The sequence below is a fragment of the Dechloromonas sp. ZS-1 genome (genome assembly GCF_039649255.1).
Classification (GTDB): domain Bacteria; phylum Pseudomonadota; class Gammaproteobacteria; order Burkholderiales; family Rhodocyclaceae; genus Azonexus.
Genome location: NZ_JBDIYD010000005.1, coordinates 35,913 through 48,758, shown reverse-complemented (window position 1 = coordinate 48,758; position 12,846 = coordinate 35,913). Strand labels below are relative to the sequence as shown.

General features: G+C 61.5%; 15 protein-coding genes. 5 read left to right on the top strand and 10 right to left on the bottom strand.

The window, feature by feature from the left end; translation table 11 throughout:
- Window positions 1–123 precede the first annotated feature (123 nt).
- The gene (locus AACO21_RS08865) at window positions 124–354 is read right to left on the bottom strand and encodes a YdcH family protein (protein WP_346192157.1); all 231 of its coding nucleotides are present in this window, start codon (window positions 352–354) and stop codon (window positions 124–126) included.
- Window positions 355–527: 173 nt separating this feature from the next.
- Entirely contained in the window at window positions 528–1,838 is a 1,311-nt protein-coding gene (aceA, locus tag AACO21_RS08860; RefSeq protein ID WP_346192156.1) for an isocitrate lyase, read from the bottom strand.
- Window positions 1,839–2,154: 316 nt separating this feature from the next.
- Here aceA and AACO21_RS08855 point away from each other — a divergent pair, with 316 nt between their 5' ends.
- Window positions 2,155–3,954: a methyl-accepting chemotaxis protein gene (locus AACO21_RS08855; protein ID WP_346192155.1), complete on the top strand. Its 1,800-nt coding sequence runs from the start codon at window positions 2,155–2,157 to the stop codon at window positions 3,952–3,954.
- Window positions 3,955–4,035: 81 nt separating this feature from the next.
- Here AACO21_RS08855 and AACO21_RS08850 read toward each other — a convergent pair whose 3' ends face one another.
- The 7 genes from AACO21_RS08850 to AACO21_RS08820 all read right to left on the bottom strand — a co-directional run bounded on the left by AACO21_RS08850 (window position 4,036) and on the right by AACO21_RS08820 (window position 9,441).
- Window positions 4,036–4,365: a hypothetical protein gene (locus AACO21_RS08850; protein WP_346192154.1), complete on the bottom strand. Its 330-nt coding sequence runs from the start codon at window positions 4,363–4,365 to the stop codon at window positions 4,036–4,038.
- Between the two features lie 107 nt (window positions 4,366–4,472).
- A complete protein-coding gene (locus tag AACO21_RS08845; protein WP_346192153.1) occupies window positions 4,473–5,849 on the bottom strand; it encodes a phosphomannomutase/phosphoglucomutase in 1,377 nt (458 codons plus the stop codon).
- Window positions 5,850–5,858: 9 nt separating this feature from the next.
- Window positions 5,859–6,824 (bottom strand): alpha/beta fold hydrolase, encoded by a 966-nt coding sequence (locus tag AACO21_RS08840; RefSeq protein ID WP_346192152.1) that lies wholly within the window; start codon window positions 6,822–6,824, stop codon window positions 5,859–5,861.
- Window positions 6,824–7,261 carry a nuclear transport factor 2 family protein gene (locus AACO21_RS08835; RefSeq protein WP_346192151.1) on the bottom strand — a complete coding sequence of 146 codons (438 nt, stop codon included), beginning with the start codon at window positions 7,259–7,261 and terminating at the stop codon, window positions 6,824–6,826. Before AACO21_RS08835 ends, AACO21_RS08840 begins: the two co-directional genes overlap by 1 nt.
- Window positions 7,252–8,271: a lipopolysaccharide heptosyltransferase II gene (gene waaF / locus AACO21_RS08830; RefSeq protein WP_346192150.1), complete on the bottom strand. Its 1,020-nt coding sequence runs from the start codon at window positions 8,269–8,271 to the stop codon at window positions 7,252–7,254. Before waaF ends, AACO21_RS08835 begins: the two co-directional genes overlap by 10 nt.
- Window positions 8,272–8,316: 45 nt before the next feature.
- Window positions 8,317–8,505, bottom strand: a complete 189-nt coding sequence (locus AACO21_RS08825; protein WP_346192149.1) for a zinc-finger domain-containing protein — start codon at window positions 8,503–8,505, stop codon at window positions 8,317–8,319.
- Between the two features lie 15 nt (window positions 8,506–8,520).
- Entirely contained in the window at window positions 8,521–9,441 is a 921-nt protein-coding gene (locus tag AACO21_RS08820) for a branched-chain amino acid transaminase (RefSeq protein ID WP_346192148.1), read from the bottom strand.
- 91 nt (window positions 9,442–9,532) lie between these two features.
- Between AACO21_RS08820 and AACO21_RS08815 the strand changes: the two genes are divergently transcribed.
- The 4 genes from AACO21_RS08815 to AACO21_RS08800 all read left to right on the top strand — a co-directional run bounded on the left by AACO21_RS08815 (window position 9,533) and on the right by AACO21_RS08800 (window position 12,085).
- Window positions 9,533–9,982 carry an NUDIX hydrolase gene (locus AACO21_RS08815; RefSeq protein ID WP_346192147.1) on the top strand — a complete coding sequence of 150 codons (450 nt, stop codon included), beginning with the start codon at window positions 9,533–9,535 and terminating at the stop codon, window positions 9,980–9,982.
- The gene (locus tag AACO21_RS08810) at window positions 9,979–10,527 is read left to right on the top strand and encodes a hypothetical protein (RefSeq protein ID WP_346192146.1); all 549 of its coding nucleotides are present in this window, start codon (window positions 9,979–9,981) and stop codon (window positions 10,525–10,527) included. Before AACO21_RS08815 ends, AACO21_RS08810 begins: the two co-directional genes overlap by 4 nt.
- On the top strand, window positions 10,520–11,617 hold the full coding sequence (gene mnmA, locus AACO21_RS08805; protein WP_346192145.1) for a tRNA 2-thiouridine(34) synthase MnmA: 1,098 nt from the start codon (window positions 10,520–10,522) through the stop codon (window positions 11,615–11,617). The genes AACO21_RS08810 and mnmA overlap by 8 nt, the downstream gene beginning before the upstream one ends.
- Before the next feature lie 93 nt (window positions 11,618–11,710).
- On the top strand, window positions 11,711–12,085 hold the full coding sequence (locus AACO21_RS08800; protein ID WP_346192144.1) for a flagellar basal body-associated FliL family protein: 375 nt from the start codon (window positions 11,711–11,713) through the stop codon (window positions 12,083–12,085).
- Window positions 12,086–12,164: 79 nt separating this feature from the next.
- Here AACO21_RS08800 and AACO21_RS08795 read toward each other — a convergent pair whose 3' ends face one another.
- Window positions 12,165–12,773 (bottom strand): glutathione S-transferase, encoded by a 609-nt coding sequence (locus AACO21_RS08795; RefSeq protein ID WP_346192298.1) that lies wholly within the window; start codon window positions 12,771–12,773, stop codon window positions 12,165–12,167.
- Between the last annotated feature and the right edge of the window lie 73 nt (window positions 12,774–12,846).

Here is a 12,846-nt window from a genome sequence, read left to right as displayed (position 1 = left end):
ATTCTGGAGAGGGTGATTCAGGAGGATTTTGATCTGCCTCAGTAAAAGGCGAGATAAGGAATCCCTGAAATAAAAGAGCCAGTCGTTTTGGACTGGCTCCTTTGATACCTGTGCGGTGGGGGCTCAGGCTTCGGTGCGGGCGCCTTCAGCCTTGCGCAGGTGGGTGTACAACTCATCCTTGAGCGCCAGCTTTTCCTTCTTCAGGTTTTCGATTTCGATCGGGGTGCCCGGTTCGATATGGGCTTCCATGTTCTTGATCTTCTGGTCCAACTCGTTGTGCTTGTCAAAGAGGTTCAGGAAGTGGCGGTCCGAGGTCTTCAACTGGGTGATCAGATCGCGGTATTCGGGAAACATGGTGCTACTCCTTTTCGGTTACTGAATCTGTTGAGTTCATTCTACGCCCGTCTCGGAGTGAGGGGGTAATGGAATCCGCATTTGTTCTGTGGGTATAAAAAAACCGGCCCCTTGTGGGGGCCGGTTGCAACGCCGCCCGGGGGCGGCGGGGATGCCTAAATCGTGGAAATCGATTAGTGGAACTGCTCTTCTTCGGTGGAGCCGGTGAGGGCCTTGACGGAGGAGGAGCCGCCCTGAATGACGGTGGTGACTTCGTCGAAGTAACCGGTACCGACTTCCTGCTGGTGCGACACGAAGGTGTAACCCTGTTCGCGAGCAGCGAATTCCGGTTCCTGAACCATTTCGACGTAGTGCTTCATGCCTTCGCCGCGAGCGTAAGCGTGGGCGAACTTGAAGGTGTTGTACCAGTTGACGTGGATACCAGCCAGGGTGATGAACTGATACTTGTAGCCCAGTGCCGACAGTTCTTCCTGGAAGGAAGCGATCTGGGAGTCGTTCAGGTTCTTCTTCCAGTTGAAGGACGGCGAGCAGTTGTAGGACAGCAGCTTGCCCGGGCAGGCGGCCAGCACGGCTTGGGCGAATTCACGGGCGAAGCCGATATCCGGCACGCCGGTTTCGCACCAGACCAGGTCAGCGTACGGTGCGTAAGCAACGCCGCGGGAGATGGACTGTTCCAGACCGTTCTTGACGCGGTAGAAGCCTTCCTGGGTGCGCTCGCCGGTGAGGAACGGCTTGTCGTTCTCGTCGTAGTCGGAGGTGATCAGGTTGGCGGCTTCGGCATCGGTACGAGCCAGGATCAGGGTCGGGACGCCCATGACGTCAGCGGCGAAACGAGCGGAGATCAGCTTTTCGATGGCTTCGCGGGTCGGGACGAGCACCTTGCCACCCATGTGGCCGCACTTCTTGGCAGCAGCCAGCTGGTCTTCGAAGTGAACACCGGCAGCACCGGCGGCGATCATGTTCTTCATCAGTTCGAAGGCGTTCAGCACGCCACCGAAACCGGCTTCAGCGTCAGCAACGATCGGCAGGAAGTAGTCGATGAAGCCTTCGTCGCCCGGGTTGATGCCACGGGACCACTGAATTTCGTCAGCGCGCTTGAAGGTGTTGTTGATGCGGCGAACCATGGTCGGCACGGAGTCGTAGGCGTACAGCGACTGGTCCGGGTACATGGTTTCGGAGGTGTTGCCGTCGGCAGCAACTTGCCAGCCGGACAGATACACGGCTTCCAGGCCAGCCTTGGCCTGCTGCATGGCTTGACCGGCGGTGATGGCGCCGAAAGCGTTCACATAGCCCTTCTTGGCGCCGCCGTTAACCTTGTCCCAGAGGACCTTGGCGCCGCGCTGGGCCAGGGTGTATTCCGGCTGCAGGGAGCCGCGCAGACGAACCACGTCAGCGGCGGAGTAACCGCGCTTGACGCCTTTCCAGCGGGGGTTTTCAGCCCAGTCTTTTTCCAGGGCGGCGATTTGCTGTTCGCGAGTGCTCATGTGAATTCCTCAGGAGGTTGGTTGGGTTTAATCGGTGCGTCCAACACGGAGTTGTGTTTGACGATGAAGGACAGTATAGAGATTTTTTTGCAGGACAGCAATAGTCTTATATAAGACATAAGACAATATTTTTTATTTATTTTTCAATGTGATAACCGTTTTGTTTCACATTGCGAAATGATGTTCGCTCTCGTGAAATGCGGTGCAGCATGAATATCGGGAATTCCCCGGCAAGGTCGGGCGCGAATACAGGTTGACGACACGATTGTGTCCGGGTTGAATTCGTTTTCTGTAACAAATTCACAAGAAATTAACAATGAACCTGCTGAGACAACTCTACGATTGGAACGAGCGCACGTTCTGGAACTCATTGACCAAGAAGTTGATGAGTTTTCTGCTGCTCTTCCTGATTGATGTGGTCTATCTGGCCATTTACATCCGCCAGAAAGACGCGATTGCGGCGGAGTTGTCGCGCGCGCAGGTGGCGCCTGAATTGCTGGCGAAAATTTCGTCCAGCCTGGACGCCGGCTTGACCCTGATGCTGGTGCTGACCGCGGTGGCCTTGTGCTGGAACGTGTTGCAGGTGCTCTATCTCCGTTTCCTGATCTTGCGCCCGGTTCGGGTCATCACGACGATTTTCGACGAGATCGCGCGCGGCGAGGGCGATTTTTCGCGCAACCTGCCGACCATGACGCACGACGAGTTGCGTACCCTGGCCGTGTCTTACAACCGCTTTGCCGACAAGATGCGGGAAATCATCGGCGAAGTGCGCAAGATGAGTGTGAATATTGCGCGTGAGGCGGTGGTGGTGAAAAAGACGGTCGCATCGACCGCGCTGCGCGCCCGTCAGCAGGGCGAGATTGCCGATGCCGTGTTTGGCGCCAGCAACGAGGCCACGCAGGCGATTCAGGAAGTGTCGCGCTCGGCCGATCAGATTGCCAATTCAACCGATGCCAATCTGGAAACCGCACGGGCCTCGCTCCACGAAATGCACGACATCGTGAGCAAGGTGCAGGCTGTCTCGGTCAAGCTGTCCCGCTTCAATGAAACCGTCGGCCATCTCGCCGAGCGTTCCGACAGCATTCGCCAGATCGCCGGCCTGATCAAGGATATTGCCGACCAGACCAACCTGTTGGCGCTCAATGCGGCAATCGAAGCGGCGCGGGCTGGCGAGATGGGGCGCGGGTTTGCCGTGGTGGCGGATGAGGTGCGCAAACTCGCCGAGCGCGTCAATGTGGCGACCCAGGAAATCAACGACAACATCGGCGGCATGATTCAGCTGGTGCGCGACACGCAGACGGAAAACCAGACCATCAATGCCGACATCGAGCAGACGCGCGAGGTCGTGGAGCGTTCCTCGGAAGAGTTCAACCGCATGGTGGGTGATTTCGAGCAGACCGGGGATCAGCTGACCCAGATTGCCTCGGCCATGGAGGAGCTGACTGCCACCAACGGGCAGGTGCACGATGCGGTAACCCAGGTCCATGGCTTGTCCAACGAAGTGGCGGGCAGCATGCAGTCCTCGGAGCGGTCGGCCCTGACGCTGAGCCAGGCAACGGAAAGCGTGCAGGAACTGGTCTCCCGCTTCAAGATCGGGCGCGGTACCTTCGATGACATCGTCGCTCAGGCTCGCCTGTATCTGGAAGAAACCCAGAACATGCTGGCCCAGCTGGAAAAGCAGGGGGTCAATATCTGGGATCAGAATTACCGTCCGATCCCGAATACCAATCCGCAGAAGTACGATGTCAGCTATGCCGCTGCATTTGAGCGCGATATTCAGCCGATTGCCGAGCGGGCCTTGTCACGCCTGAAAGGCGGGGTCTATGCCCTGATGCTGGATGTGAAGGGCTATGCCGCCATCCATAACCTGAAATATTCGAAGCCGTTGACCGGCGACTATCAGACCGACCTCGTGGGTAACCGGACCCGTCGTATCTGGGACGACCAGACCGGCCAGCGTGCGGCGAAAAACCTGCAACCGCTGTTGTTGCAGACCTATGCCCGCGATACCGGGGAAATTCTCTCCGAAATCAATATGCCGATCATGGTCAATGGCCGCCACTGGGGCGGTCTGCGCGTCGGCTGCGAGAGTTCGGTCCTGCTCGACCAGCACTGAAAGCAGCTGGCTTTCCCCGACGCTGCCGGCCCGATGCTGCTGGCCGTTTGATGGCGCGATGCAGCTCGGGGATGAGCCCCGTCAGCGGCTGGGGCGTTCTTCCCGGATGCATTCGCCTTCGATGACGCGACCCTCTTGCGGGCTGCGGTCGACGTTCTCAGTGCTGGCGGTTTTGGCCTGTTGCGCGGCGTTGACCGTCGCGCTCGCCTCGGCCATGGCGCGCCGGACGGCGCGCAATTTCCACCACAGATAGCCGCCGACCACCACGGCGAGCACCCCGGCCACGGCCAGCCCGACGACCGAGAAGGCCAGGGCAACAATCAGGGTCAATGCGGCAACGATCCCGGAGAGGAGTTTGCCGAACAGCCCGGTGCTGCCGGCGGGGCGTTGATGGGTGATCAGGATGGGCATGGTGTGGCTCTGCTGGAACGAACGGAAACCCCGATCTTAACGAGATCGGGGTGTCTGGATGTGGCGCTTTGGTAACGGCATGTCGCCAAACATGCCGCGCTGTGCCGTCAGAAGGGCAGCTGAATGCCTGGCCAGGCTGCGTTCAGGGCCTGCCGGAAGGCGGCCTGAATGCGTGCCAGCGCGGCTTCGTTGTCGGCTTCGAAACGCAGCACGACGACCGGGGTGGTGTTCGACGGGCGGGCGAGGCCGAAGCCGTCCGGATATTCGACACGGACACCGTCGATGGTGATCTTTTCCGTGGCCCCTTCGAACTTCCCCTCGGCCTTCAGCGTATCGATCAGGGTGAAGGGCTCGCCTTCGGCCATCTTGATATTGAGCTCGGGGGTCGACGGCGAATTCGGCAGCGATTTCAGCGGCGCATTGGCATCGGCGCTGCGGCTCAGGATTTCGAGCAGGCGGGCGCCGGTATAGAGGCCGTCATCAAAGCCATACCAGCGTTCCTTGAAGAAGGTGTGGCCGGACATTTCACCGGCGAGCGGGGCGCCGGTTTCCTTCAGCTTGGCCTTGACCAGTGCGTGGCCGGTGTTCCACATCAGCGGTTCGCCGCCGTGCTGGCGAATCCAGGGGGCCAGGAGACGGGTGCATTTGACGTCGTAAATGATCTGGCCGCCCGGCACGCGCGACAGCACGTCGGCAGCAAACAGCATGAGCTGGCGGTCCGGATAGATGATTTCGCCATCCTTGGTCACGACGCCGAGGCGGTCGCCGTCGCCGTCGAAGGCGATGCCCAGTTCGGCATCGGTATCGCGCAGGGCGCGGATCACATCGGCGAGGTTTTCGGGTTTGGAGGGGTCCGGATGGTGGTTCGGGAAATGGCCGTCGACCTCGCAGTAGAGCGGCACGATCTCGCAACCGAGGCGCTCGAAGAGCGCCGGGGCGATGGCGCCGGCGACGCCGTTGCCGCAATCCATGACGATCTTCAGGGGGCGCGCCAGTTTGACGTCACCGACGATCTTGCTGACATAGGCTTCACCGACATCGGCCTGGCGGCGCTGGCCCTGGCCGGTTTTCAGATCCCCGGCTTCGATGCGGCGCTTGAGCGACTGGATGGCCTCCTGGGCGAGGGTTGTGCCGCCGATGACCATTTTCAGGCCGTTGTAGTCCGGCGGATTGTGGCTGCCGGTGACCGAGACGCAGGAATGGCAGCCCAGTTCGTAGGCGGCAAGGTAGGTGACCGGGGTCGGTACGCAACCGATATCGATGGCGTCGCAGCCAGCCGCCACAATCCCGTCGATCAGGGCGCCGGCCAGCGCGGGGCCGGAGAGGCGGCCGTCACGCCCGACCGCGATGGCTGTCTGACCTTGTTCGATGGCGAGGGAGCCGAGTCCCTGGCCGATCAGGCGAACCACCTCGGGGGTGAGGGCGGTGTCGACGATGCCTCGGATATCGTAGGCCTTGAAGATTTCAGCGGGCAGGGTGCGCATGATGTTCGCTTATGACGTTTCGTAAAGAAAGAAGTGTACTAGCCGTTCCGGGAGCCAGTCCAGCCGTCCCGGGAAAGGTCCGGTGACGAAGCCGACATGGCCGCCGGCGTCCGGGTGTTCGAGGCGTACGCTCGGGCTGACCTCGTGGCGTTGGGGCAGATGGGGCGCCGGCAAAAACGGGTCGTTTTTCGGGTTGACCGCCAGCGCCGGCACCGCAATGTGTTTCAGCCAGGGTTTGGCCGAGGCGCGGGCCCAGTAGTCGTCCGCGCCTTTGAAACCGTGGACGGGGGCGGTGACGGCATCGTCGAATTGCCAGAGATTGCGGGCGGTCCGCATGCGGGCGGCGTCGAACAGGCCCGGGAAACGCTGCAGCCGGGCGGCGGATATGCGTTTCAGGGTACTCAGGAAGTGGCGGGTGTAAATGGTGTTGAAACCGCGCGCCAGGGCGTGGCCGCAGGCGGCCAGGTCAAGCGGGGCACACAGGGCGGCGACGCCGGTGACGATTTCGCGGGCGGCATCACCTTGTTCGCCGGCCCATTTGAGCAGGGCATTGCCGCCCAGCGAGACGCCGGCGGCGTGCAGGCGCTGCCCGCCTTGCTGGCTGTGCAGACGGCGCAGAATCCAGTCGATTTCCTGGCTGTCGCCCGAATGGTAGGCGCGCGGACGCCGGTTGAGTTCGCCCGAGCAGCCGCGAAAATGGGGCAACGCAAAGCGCCAGCCCAGGCTTTGGCAGCGGCGGGCGGTGCTGATGGCGTAATGGCTGTGGGCGCTGCCTTCCAGCCCGTGAAAGAGCACGAGCAACGGGGCTTCCGGCGGGCCGTCGAGCAAGTCGACATCGATGAAGTCGCCGTCCGGCGTGTCCCAGCGCTCGCGTCGCAAGGAAATGGGGCGCGGCTTGATGAGCAGCGGCCAGAGTGTCTGTGCGTGGCCGCCCGGTAGCCAGTCCGGGGCGCGGTAAGGCTTGGCGCCGGACATCAGTGCAGGGTGTGCGACGCGCCTTCGGCCATGGCCTGATGGCTGTCGTCGGCCGCTGAGGCATGGCGGGCGACCAGGCGCCAGCCATGCGGGCCGAGTGCATAGACATGGGTCACGTGCAGCGGGCCATGCGGCGTCGGGTCGTCATCGACGAACAGCGTTTCCATCAAATGGTGGATGGCCAGGACGCTGCCCTGCCAGTGGGCAATGGGTTCGGCCCGCACGCGCAGCTTGGCGTTGCCGAAAATGCTGCGCCAGCTATCACGGATCGGTCCCAGCCCGGTCAGGCGGGCGCCGGTCGGGTGGACGCAGAGGCTTTCTTCATCTTCCGCCCAGAGTTTGGTGAGCTGTTCGGCGTCACCGGTGGCGAGAATTTCGTAGAAGGCATGTTCGACGTCGTCGGGCGAAGCAAAATTGGCGGAGGGGGTCAGGGGCATGTCGAGAGGCGTTGGCAGCAGGCAGCATAGACCTGATCCGGCAGCAGCTGGTTCAGGCAGTTGAGGTGGCCGAGCGGGCAGGTGCGCTTGAAACAGGGGCTGCAGTCGAGTTCGAGACTGAGAATGTCGGCCTGGTTCGAGAGCGGCGGCGTGAAGCCGGGCGAGGAGGAGCCGTAGAGTGCCACGATGGGACGATCCAGCGCGGCGGCCACGTGCATCAGGCCCGAGTCGTTGCAGACGACAAGATCCGCCAGGGCCAGCAGGTCGACCGCCTGATCGAGTGTCGTGGTGCCGCACAGGTTGCGTGTGAGGCCAGGGGCGAGTTGGCCGATTTCCTCGGCCACGGCATGGTCCTTGGGGGAGCCGAAGAGCCAGATGGCGTAGCCATCTGCCGCAAAACGTTTGGCCAGTTCGGCAAAATGCGTGGCCGGCCAGCGCTTGGCCGGACCGTATTCGGCGCCGGGGCAGAAGGCCACCAGGCGTTGCGGGCGGGTCATGTCGAGTGCCGCCAGCGTTATTTGCTGTTCCGCAGCGGTCGACCGCAGGACAGGATGAGCAACAGGGCGCGTCAAGGGGGCGCCGGGCAGTTCGGCCAGTTGGGCAAAGCGCTCGACCATCAGCGGCAGGGCAATTTTGTCCAGCGTATGGCGGACATTGATCAGGCCGTAGCGCGATTCGCCGGTAAAGCCGACGCGGCGCGGAATGCCGGCCAGCCAGGGAACCAGGGCCGACTTGAGCGAATTGGGCAGGACGTAGACCGCATCATAGTGCTGCGCAGCGAGCTCGCGCGCCTGACGCCAGCGGCCTTTGAGGTCGAGCTGGCCATGTCCGAACGGATTGTCATGGATGGCCTGGATTTCTCCCATCCGGCCCAGAACAGGCGCGACCCAGCGCGGCGCCAGGGCATCGAGCACGAGTCCGGGGGATTGGGCATGCAGCCGGGCAAACAGCGGCTGCGCCATGATGGTGTCGCCGATCCAGGCGGGGGCGACAATCAGCGCTTTCTTCATGTGAAAACGGCGGGCCTGGGCCCGCCGTCCTGTGCTGGTTCGGGCTTAGTGATGGCCCTTGGGGGCTTCGCCCTTGAAAACGTAACGGGTGCTGCAGTACGGGCAGGTGACTTCGCCGGTCTTCAGGACGTCGAGATAAACGCGCGGATGCTGGCTCCAGAGCGGCGAATTCGGCGTCGGGCAGTGCAGCGGCAGGTCGTCTGCGGTGACTTCAATGGTCTGGGTATCGGACATCGGAATCTCCCTGTATCAGATGTAAGCGAGCCAATCGGCATGCTCGGCGGAACGGCCGTACACGACGTCGAAATACTTTTCCTGCAGGGCCTTGGTGATCGGGCCGCGGTGGCCGGGGCCGATCTGGCGATTGTCGAGCTCGCGGATCGGGGTCACTTCGGCGGCGGTGCCCGTGAAGAAGGCTTCGTCGGCGCAATAGACTTCGTCGCGGGTGATGCGCTTTTCAATGACTTCGATGCCTTGCTCGGCGGCCAGTTGCATGACCGTGGCGCGCGTGATGCCTTCGAGGCAGGCCGTCAGATCCGGCGTGTAGAGCTTGCCGTTCTTGACGATGAACAGGTTCTCACCGGCGCCTTCGCAGACGTAGCCTTCCGGATCGAGCAGCAGGGCTTCATCGTAACCGTCGGCGGTGGCCTCGTTGTTGGCGAGGATGGAGTTCATGTAATTGCCGGACGCCTTGGCGCGCACCATGGTGATGTTCACGTGGTGACGGGTGTAGGACGAGGTCTTGATGCGGATGCCGCGCTGCATGCCTTCCTCGCCGAGGTAGGCGCCCCAGGGCCAGGCGGCGATGATCACGTGCACCTTGGCACCCTTGGGCGAAACGCCCATCTTTTCCGAGCCGTAGAAGGCGAGCGGGCGCAGGTAGCCGGATTCCAGGTTGTTGGCGCGGATGACTTCCTTCTGCGCTTCGTTCAGCGCTTCAACGGAGTACGGCATCTGCATCTGGAAGATGTGGGCGGAGCGGAACAGGCGCTCGGTGTGCTCCTTGAGGCGGAAAATGGCCGTGCCTTTGTCGGTCTTGTATGCGCGGACGCCTTCAAAAACCCCCATGCCGTAGTGCAGGGAGTGGGTGAGGACGTGGGTGGTGGCTTCGCGCCAGGGCACGAGTTTGCCGTCTTGCCAAATGAAACCGTCGCGATCCGACATGGACATGGTTGTAATCTCCGTGTTGCGCCTATCAAAGCCCTCAATTCTAGCCGAAATCAGCGGGTAAAATAACGGTTTTGCCTTGGGAAATACCCCCATGATCTGGAAGCCGAATGTGACGGTGGCTGCCGTCGTCGAACGCGATGGAAAATTCCTGCTGGTCGAGGAAGAAACCGAAGCCGGTTTGGCCTTCAACCAGCCGGCCGGACACCTCGAGGAAGGGGAGGCCCTGGGCGATGCCGTGGCGCGCGAAGCCCTGGAAGAAACCGGGTATACCTTCCGTCCCACCCATCTGGTCGGGATTTATAACTGGAAGCACCCCAGCAAGGACATCACCTACCTGCGTTTTGCCTTTGCCGGGGAACTGCTCGGTCATGACCCGGATCGAAAGCTGGACGAGGGGATTGTTGCTGCGCGCTGGCTGACGCTGGACGAAGTCAAAGCGACGCAGGCGCGTCATCGCAGCCCGCTGATCCTGCGCTGCATCGAGGATCTCGCGGCCGGCAAGCGCTATCCGCTCGATCTGCTGGTGCATTATCCGGCATGAAACTCGGTTGGCTTCTCCTTCTCTTGGGCCTCAGCCTGCCGCTGATGGCCGATGAGCGTCTGAGCATTTGCCATGGCTATGGCTGCCTGACGGAAGCGGATGTCGTGTATTCCGAGGGGCAATTGGGTGAAATCCGGCGTTTGCTTGGGGCGGCGGTCGACGCTGAAAGCGAGCGCAAAATGCTCGCCGAGGCGATCGGGCGCTTGTACCGCTGGGCGGGGGAACAGTCCGATATCCGCAATGACCGGGCGGGAAATTACGCCGATGAGGGCGTGCCGGGACGCATGGATTGCATTGATCATTCGACCTCGACGACGCGGCTGCTTGAATTGCTTGCGGCGCGTGGCTATGTGCGCTGGCATCGGGTGGAGAAGCCGGCAGTGCGTTATTTCGCACTGGTTTTCCCGGCCCATTGGTCGGCGGTGGTGACAGAAAACGGGGGCGAGGACCATTTTGTGGTCGATAGCTGGTTTGTGAATAATGGCGAGCCGGCGGTGATTTTGCCGCTGGATGCATGGAAGAAAGGGGCTGGGCCCGATGTCTAAAGGAACGGTGGTAGTCGGCTTGTCCGGCGGGGTGGATTCGTCGGTGGCCGCCTTGTTGTTGAAGCAGCAAGGCTGGAACGTGATCGGTCTGTTCATGAAGAACTGGGAAGATGACGATACCGAGGAATATTGTTCGACGCGTCAGGATCTGATCGACGTGATGAGCGTGGCAGACCGCATCGGCATCGATGTCGAGGTGGTCAATTTTGCGGCAGAGTACCGCGAGCGGGTGTTTGCGGAGTTCCTCAAGGAATATCAGGCCGGGCGCACGCCGAATCCGGACATCCTCTGCAACTCCGAAATCAAGTTCAAGGCTTTCCTGGATCACGCGCTGCGCATGGGCGCCGACAAGATCGCGACCGGCCACTATGCCGGGGTGCGCGAGTTTGACGGCAAGTTCCAGTTGCTGAAGGCGGAAGATGGCACCAAGGATCAGAGCTATTTCCTGTATCGCCTGAATCAGGCCCAGCTCTCGAAAACCCTGTTCCCCCTGTCGGATATCTACAAGCGCGAGGTGCGCAAGATTGCCGAGGCGGAAGGGCTGCACGTGGCCGCCAAGAAGGACTCGACCGGCATCTGTTTCATCGGCGAGCGCCCCTTCAAGGAATTCCTGTCGCGTTACCTGCCGCCCAAGAAGGGCGAAATCCGTCGCCTGGACGACGATGTGGTGATGGGCGAGCACGACGGCCTGATGTACCACACCATCGGCCAGCGCAAGGGCTTGCACATTGGCGGCATCAAGGAAAAAGGCAAGCCGGGGGGCGGTGATCACGATGCCTGGTTCGTCGCCGGCAAGGATATGGCCCGGAACGTCCTGTATGTGGTGCAGGGGCACGATCATCCGGCCCTGCTGCGCGACGACTTGCTGGCCGAGCAATTGAGCTGGGTGGCCGGCGAAGCGCCCCATGCGCACTGGGTGTACACCGCCAAGCCGCGTTATCGGACGGCGGATCAGCCTTGCCAGATCGAGCGTGTCGATGGCGAAACCTGCGAGCTCCGCTTTGCCGAGCCGCAATGGGCGCTGACCCCGGGGCAGTCGGTGGTGGTCTATGAAAGCCGTGTCTGTTTGGGCGGTGGCATCATTCGCTGAACGGGGTGTGTCGACCGAGGTCATGAGCCTGTCATCGCGCCGATGCGCGTGCTCGGCTATGATCTCGGTGAATTCAATTTGAAGGGAAGATCGATGCGAGTAAGGGCTTGGCTGCTGGCGTGCATGCTGGCGGCGTCCCCGGTGTGGGCGAGCGATGGTCATGGCGGTGGGGGTGGGGCGGCGCCGCTCAAATTCACGACCAATCTGGGGCCGAAGAGTTACCTGCAGTTCGAGATTGTGCTCGATACGGCAACGCCGGATGCGGCGCATGAACTGGAGGTCTATCGCCCGCGTCTGCAGCATGAAATCATCCTCATGCTCAGTACGCAGACCGATGAACATTTGCGAACCTTGAAAGGCAAGCTGGAGTTGCAGGCGCACATTCAGGAAATTGCCAATCACCTGATCCACGAAACGCCGAAAACCGGGGTGAAGGATGTGCTCTTCACGAGTTTCATCATTCAGTAAGCCGCCGTCGGGCGTCACTGGCCCATGAAAAAAGCGCCCCTCGGGCGCTTTTTTGCTGTCTGGCGAGGTCGACCGTCGCTCAGTCGTGCGGCACGGTCTCGGCAAACGACGGGCGCTGCATCAGCTTGTCGTAGAGTTTGGCCAGGTTGGCGTGACGTTCCTGCCAGTCGATGGCCGGGAAGCGGAAGTTCAGGTAACCCAGGGCAGTGCCGACCGCAATGTCGGCCATCGAGAAATGGGTGCCCATGCAGAAATTTTTCTCGCCCAGCTCATCCGCCATGAACGCGAGGCTGCGATCGACCTTGCCGAGTTGGCGCTCGATCCAGCCGGCGCTCTTTTCGCCGTCCGGGCGCTTGCCTTCCAGCAGGGCGGCGACGGCGGCGTCGAGCAGGCCGTCGGCCAGGGCTTCCCAGCGCTTGACCTCGATGCGCTCGCGGTTCGGGGCGGGAAAGAGCTTGTTGTTCGGGGTGACGTTGTCGATGTACTCGACGATCACGCGGGAATCGAAGAGCGGCGTGCCGTCATCCAGCAGCAGAACGGGAATCTTGCCGAGCGGATTGTGGTTCGGTACCGCGCTGTCAGCCGTCCACGGAGAGTCGATGTCGAATTCGCACTCCATCTTCTTTTCGGCCAGCACAATGCGGACCTTGCGGACGAACGGACTGGTGTATGAGCCGATCAGCTTCATCAAGATTATTCTCTGTTTAGGGAAACACGATTATAGCGTATGGCCTGCCATCGGCGGCACGGGTAAAATCATG

Bases quoted from the DNA above. Each gene is read 5' to 3' on its own strand.
- AACO21_RS08865 (WP_346192157.1), bottom strand. From the start codon at position 354: ATGTTTCCCGAATACCGCGATCTGATCACCCAGTTGAAGACCTCGGAC.
- AACO21_RS08840 (WP_346192152.1), bottom strand. From the start codon at position 6,824: ATGTCCGGCGCCAAGCCTTACCGCGCCCCGGACTGGCTACCGGGCGGC.
- AACO21_RS08800 (WP_346192144.1), top strand. From the start codon at position 11,711: ATGCGAGTAAGGGCTTGGCTGCTGGCGTGCATGCTGGCGGCGTCCCCG.
- aceA (WP_346192156.1), bottom strand. From the start codon at position 1,838: ATGAGCACTCGCGAACAGCAAATCGCCGCCCTGGAAAAAGACTGGGCT.
- AACO21_RS08835 (WP_346192151.1), bottom strand. From the start codon at position 7,261: ATGCCCCTGACCCCCTCCGCCAATTTTGCTTCGCCCGACGACGTCGAA.
- AACO21_RS08820 (WP_346192148.1), bottom strand. From the start codon at position 9,441: ATGTCCATGTCGGATCGCGACGGTTTCATTTGGCAAGACGGCAAACTC.
- waaF (WP_346192150.1), bottom strand. From the start codon at position 8,271: ATGAAGAAAGCGCTGATTGTCGCCCCCGCCTGGATCGGCGACACCATC.
- AACO21_RS08795 (WP_346192298.1), bottom strand. From the start codon at position 12,773: ATGAAGCTGATCGGCTCATACACCAGTCCGTTCGTCCGCAAGGTCCGC.
- AACO21_RS08825 (WP_346192149.1), bottom strand. From the start codon at position 8,505: ATGTCCGATACCCAGACCATTGAAGTCACCGCAGACGACCTGCCGCTG.
- AACO21_RS08815 (WP_346192147.1), top strand. From the start codon at position 9,533: ATGATCTGGAAGCCGAATGTGACGGTGGCTGCCGTCGTCGAACGCGAT.
- AACO21_RS08810 (WP_346192146.1), top strand. From the start codon at position 9,979: ATGAAACTCGGTTGGCTTCTCCTTCTCTTGGGCCTCAGCCTGCCGCTG.
- AACO21_RS08845 (WP_346192153.1), bottom strand. From the start codon at position 5,849: ATGCGCACCCTGCCCGCTGAAATCTTCAAGGCCTACGATATCCGAGGC.
- AACO21_RS08850 (WP_346192154.1), bottom strand. From the start codon at position 4,365: ATGCCCATCCTGATCACCCATCAACGCCCCGCCGGCAGCACCGGGCTG.
- AACO21_RS08855 (WP_346192155.1), top strand. From the start codon at position 2,155: ATGAACCTGCTGAGACAACTCTACGATTGGAACGAGCGCACGTTCTGG.
- mnmA (WP_346192145.1), top strand. From the start codon at position 10,520: ATGTCTAAAGGAACGGTGGTAGTCGGCTTGTCCGGCGGGGTGGATTCG.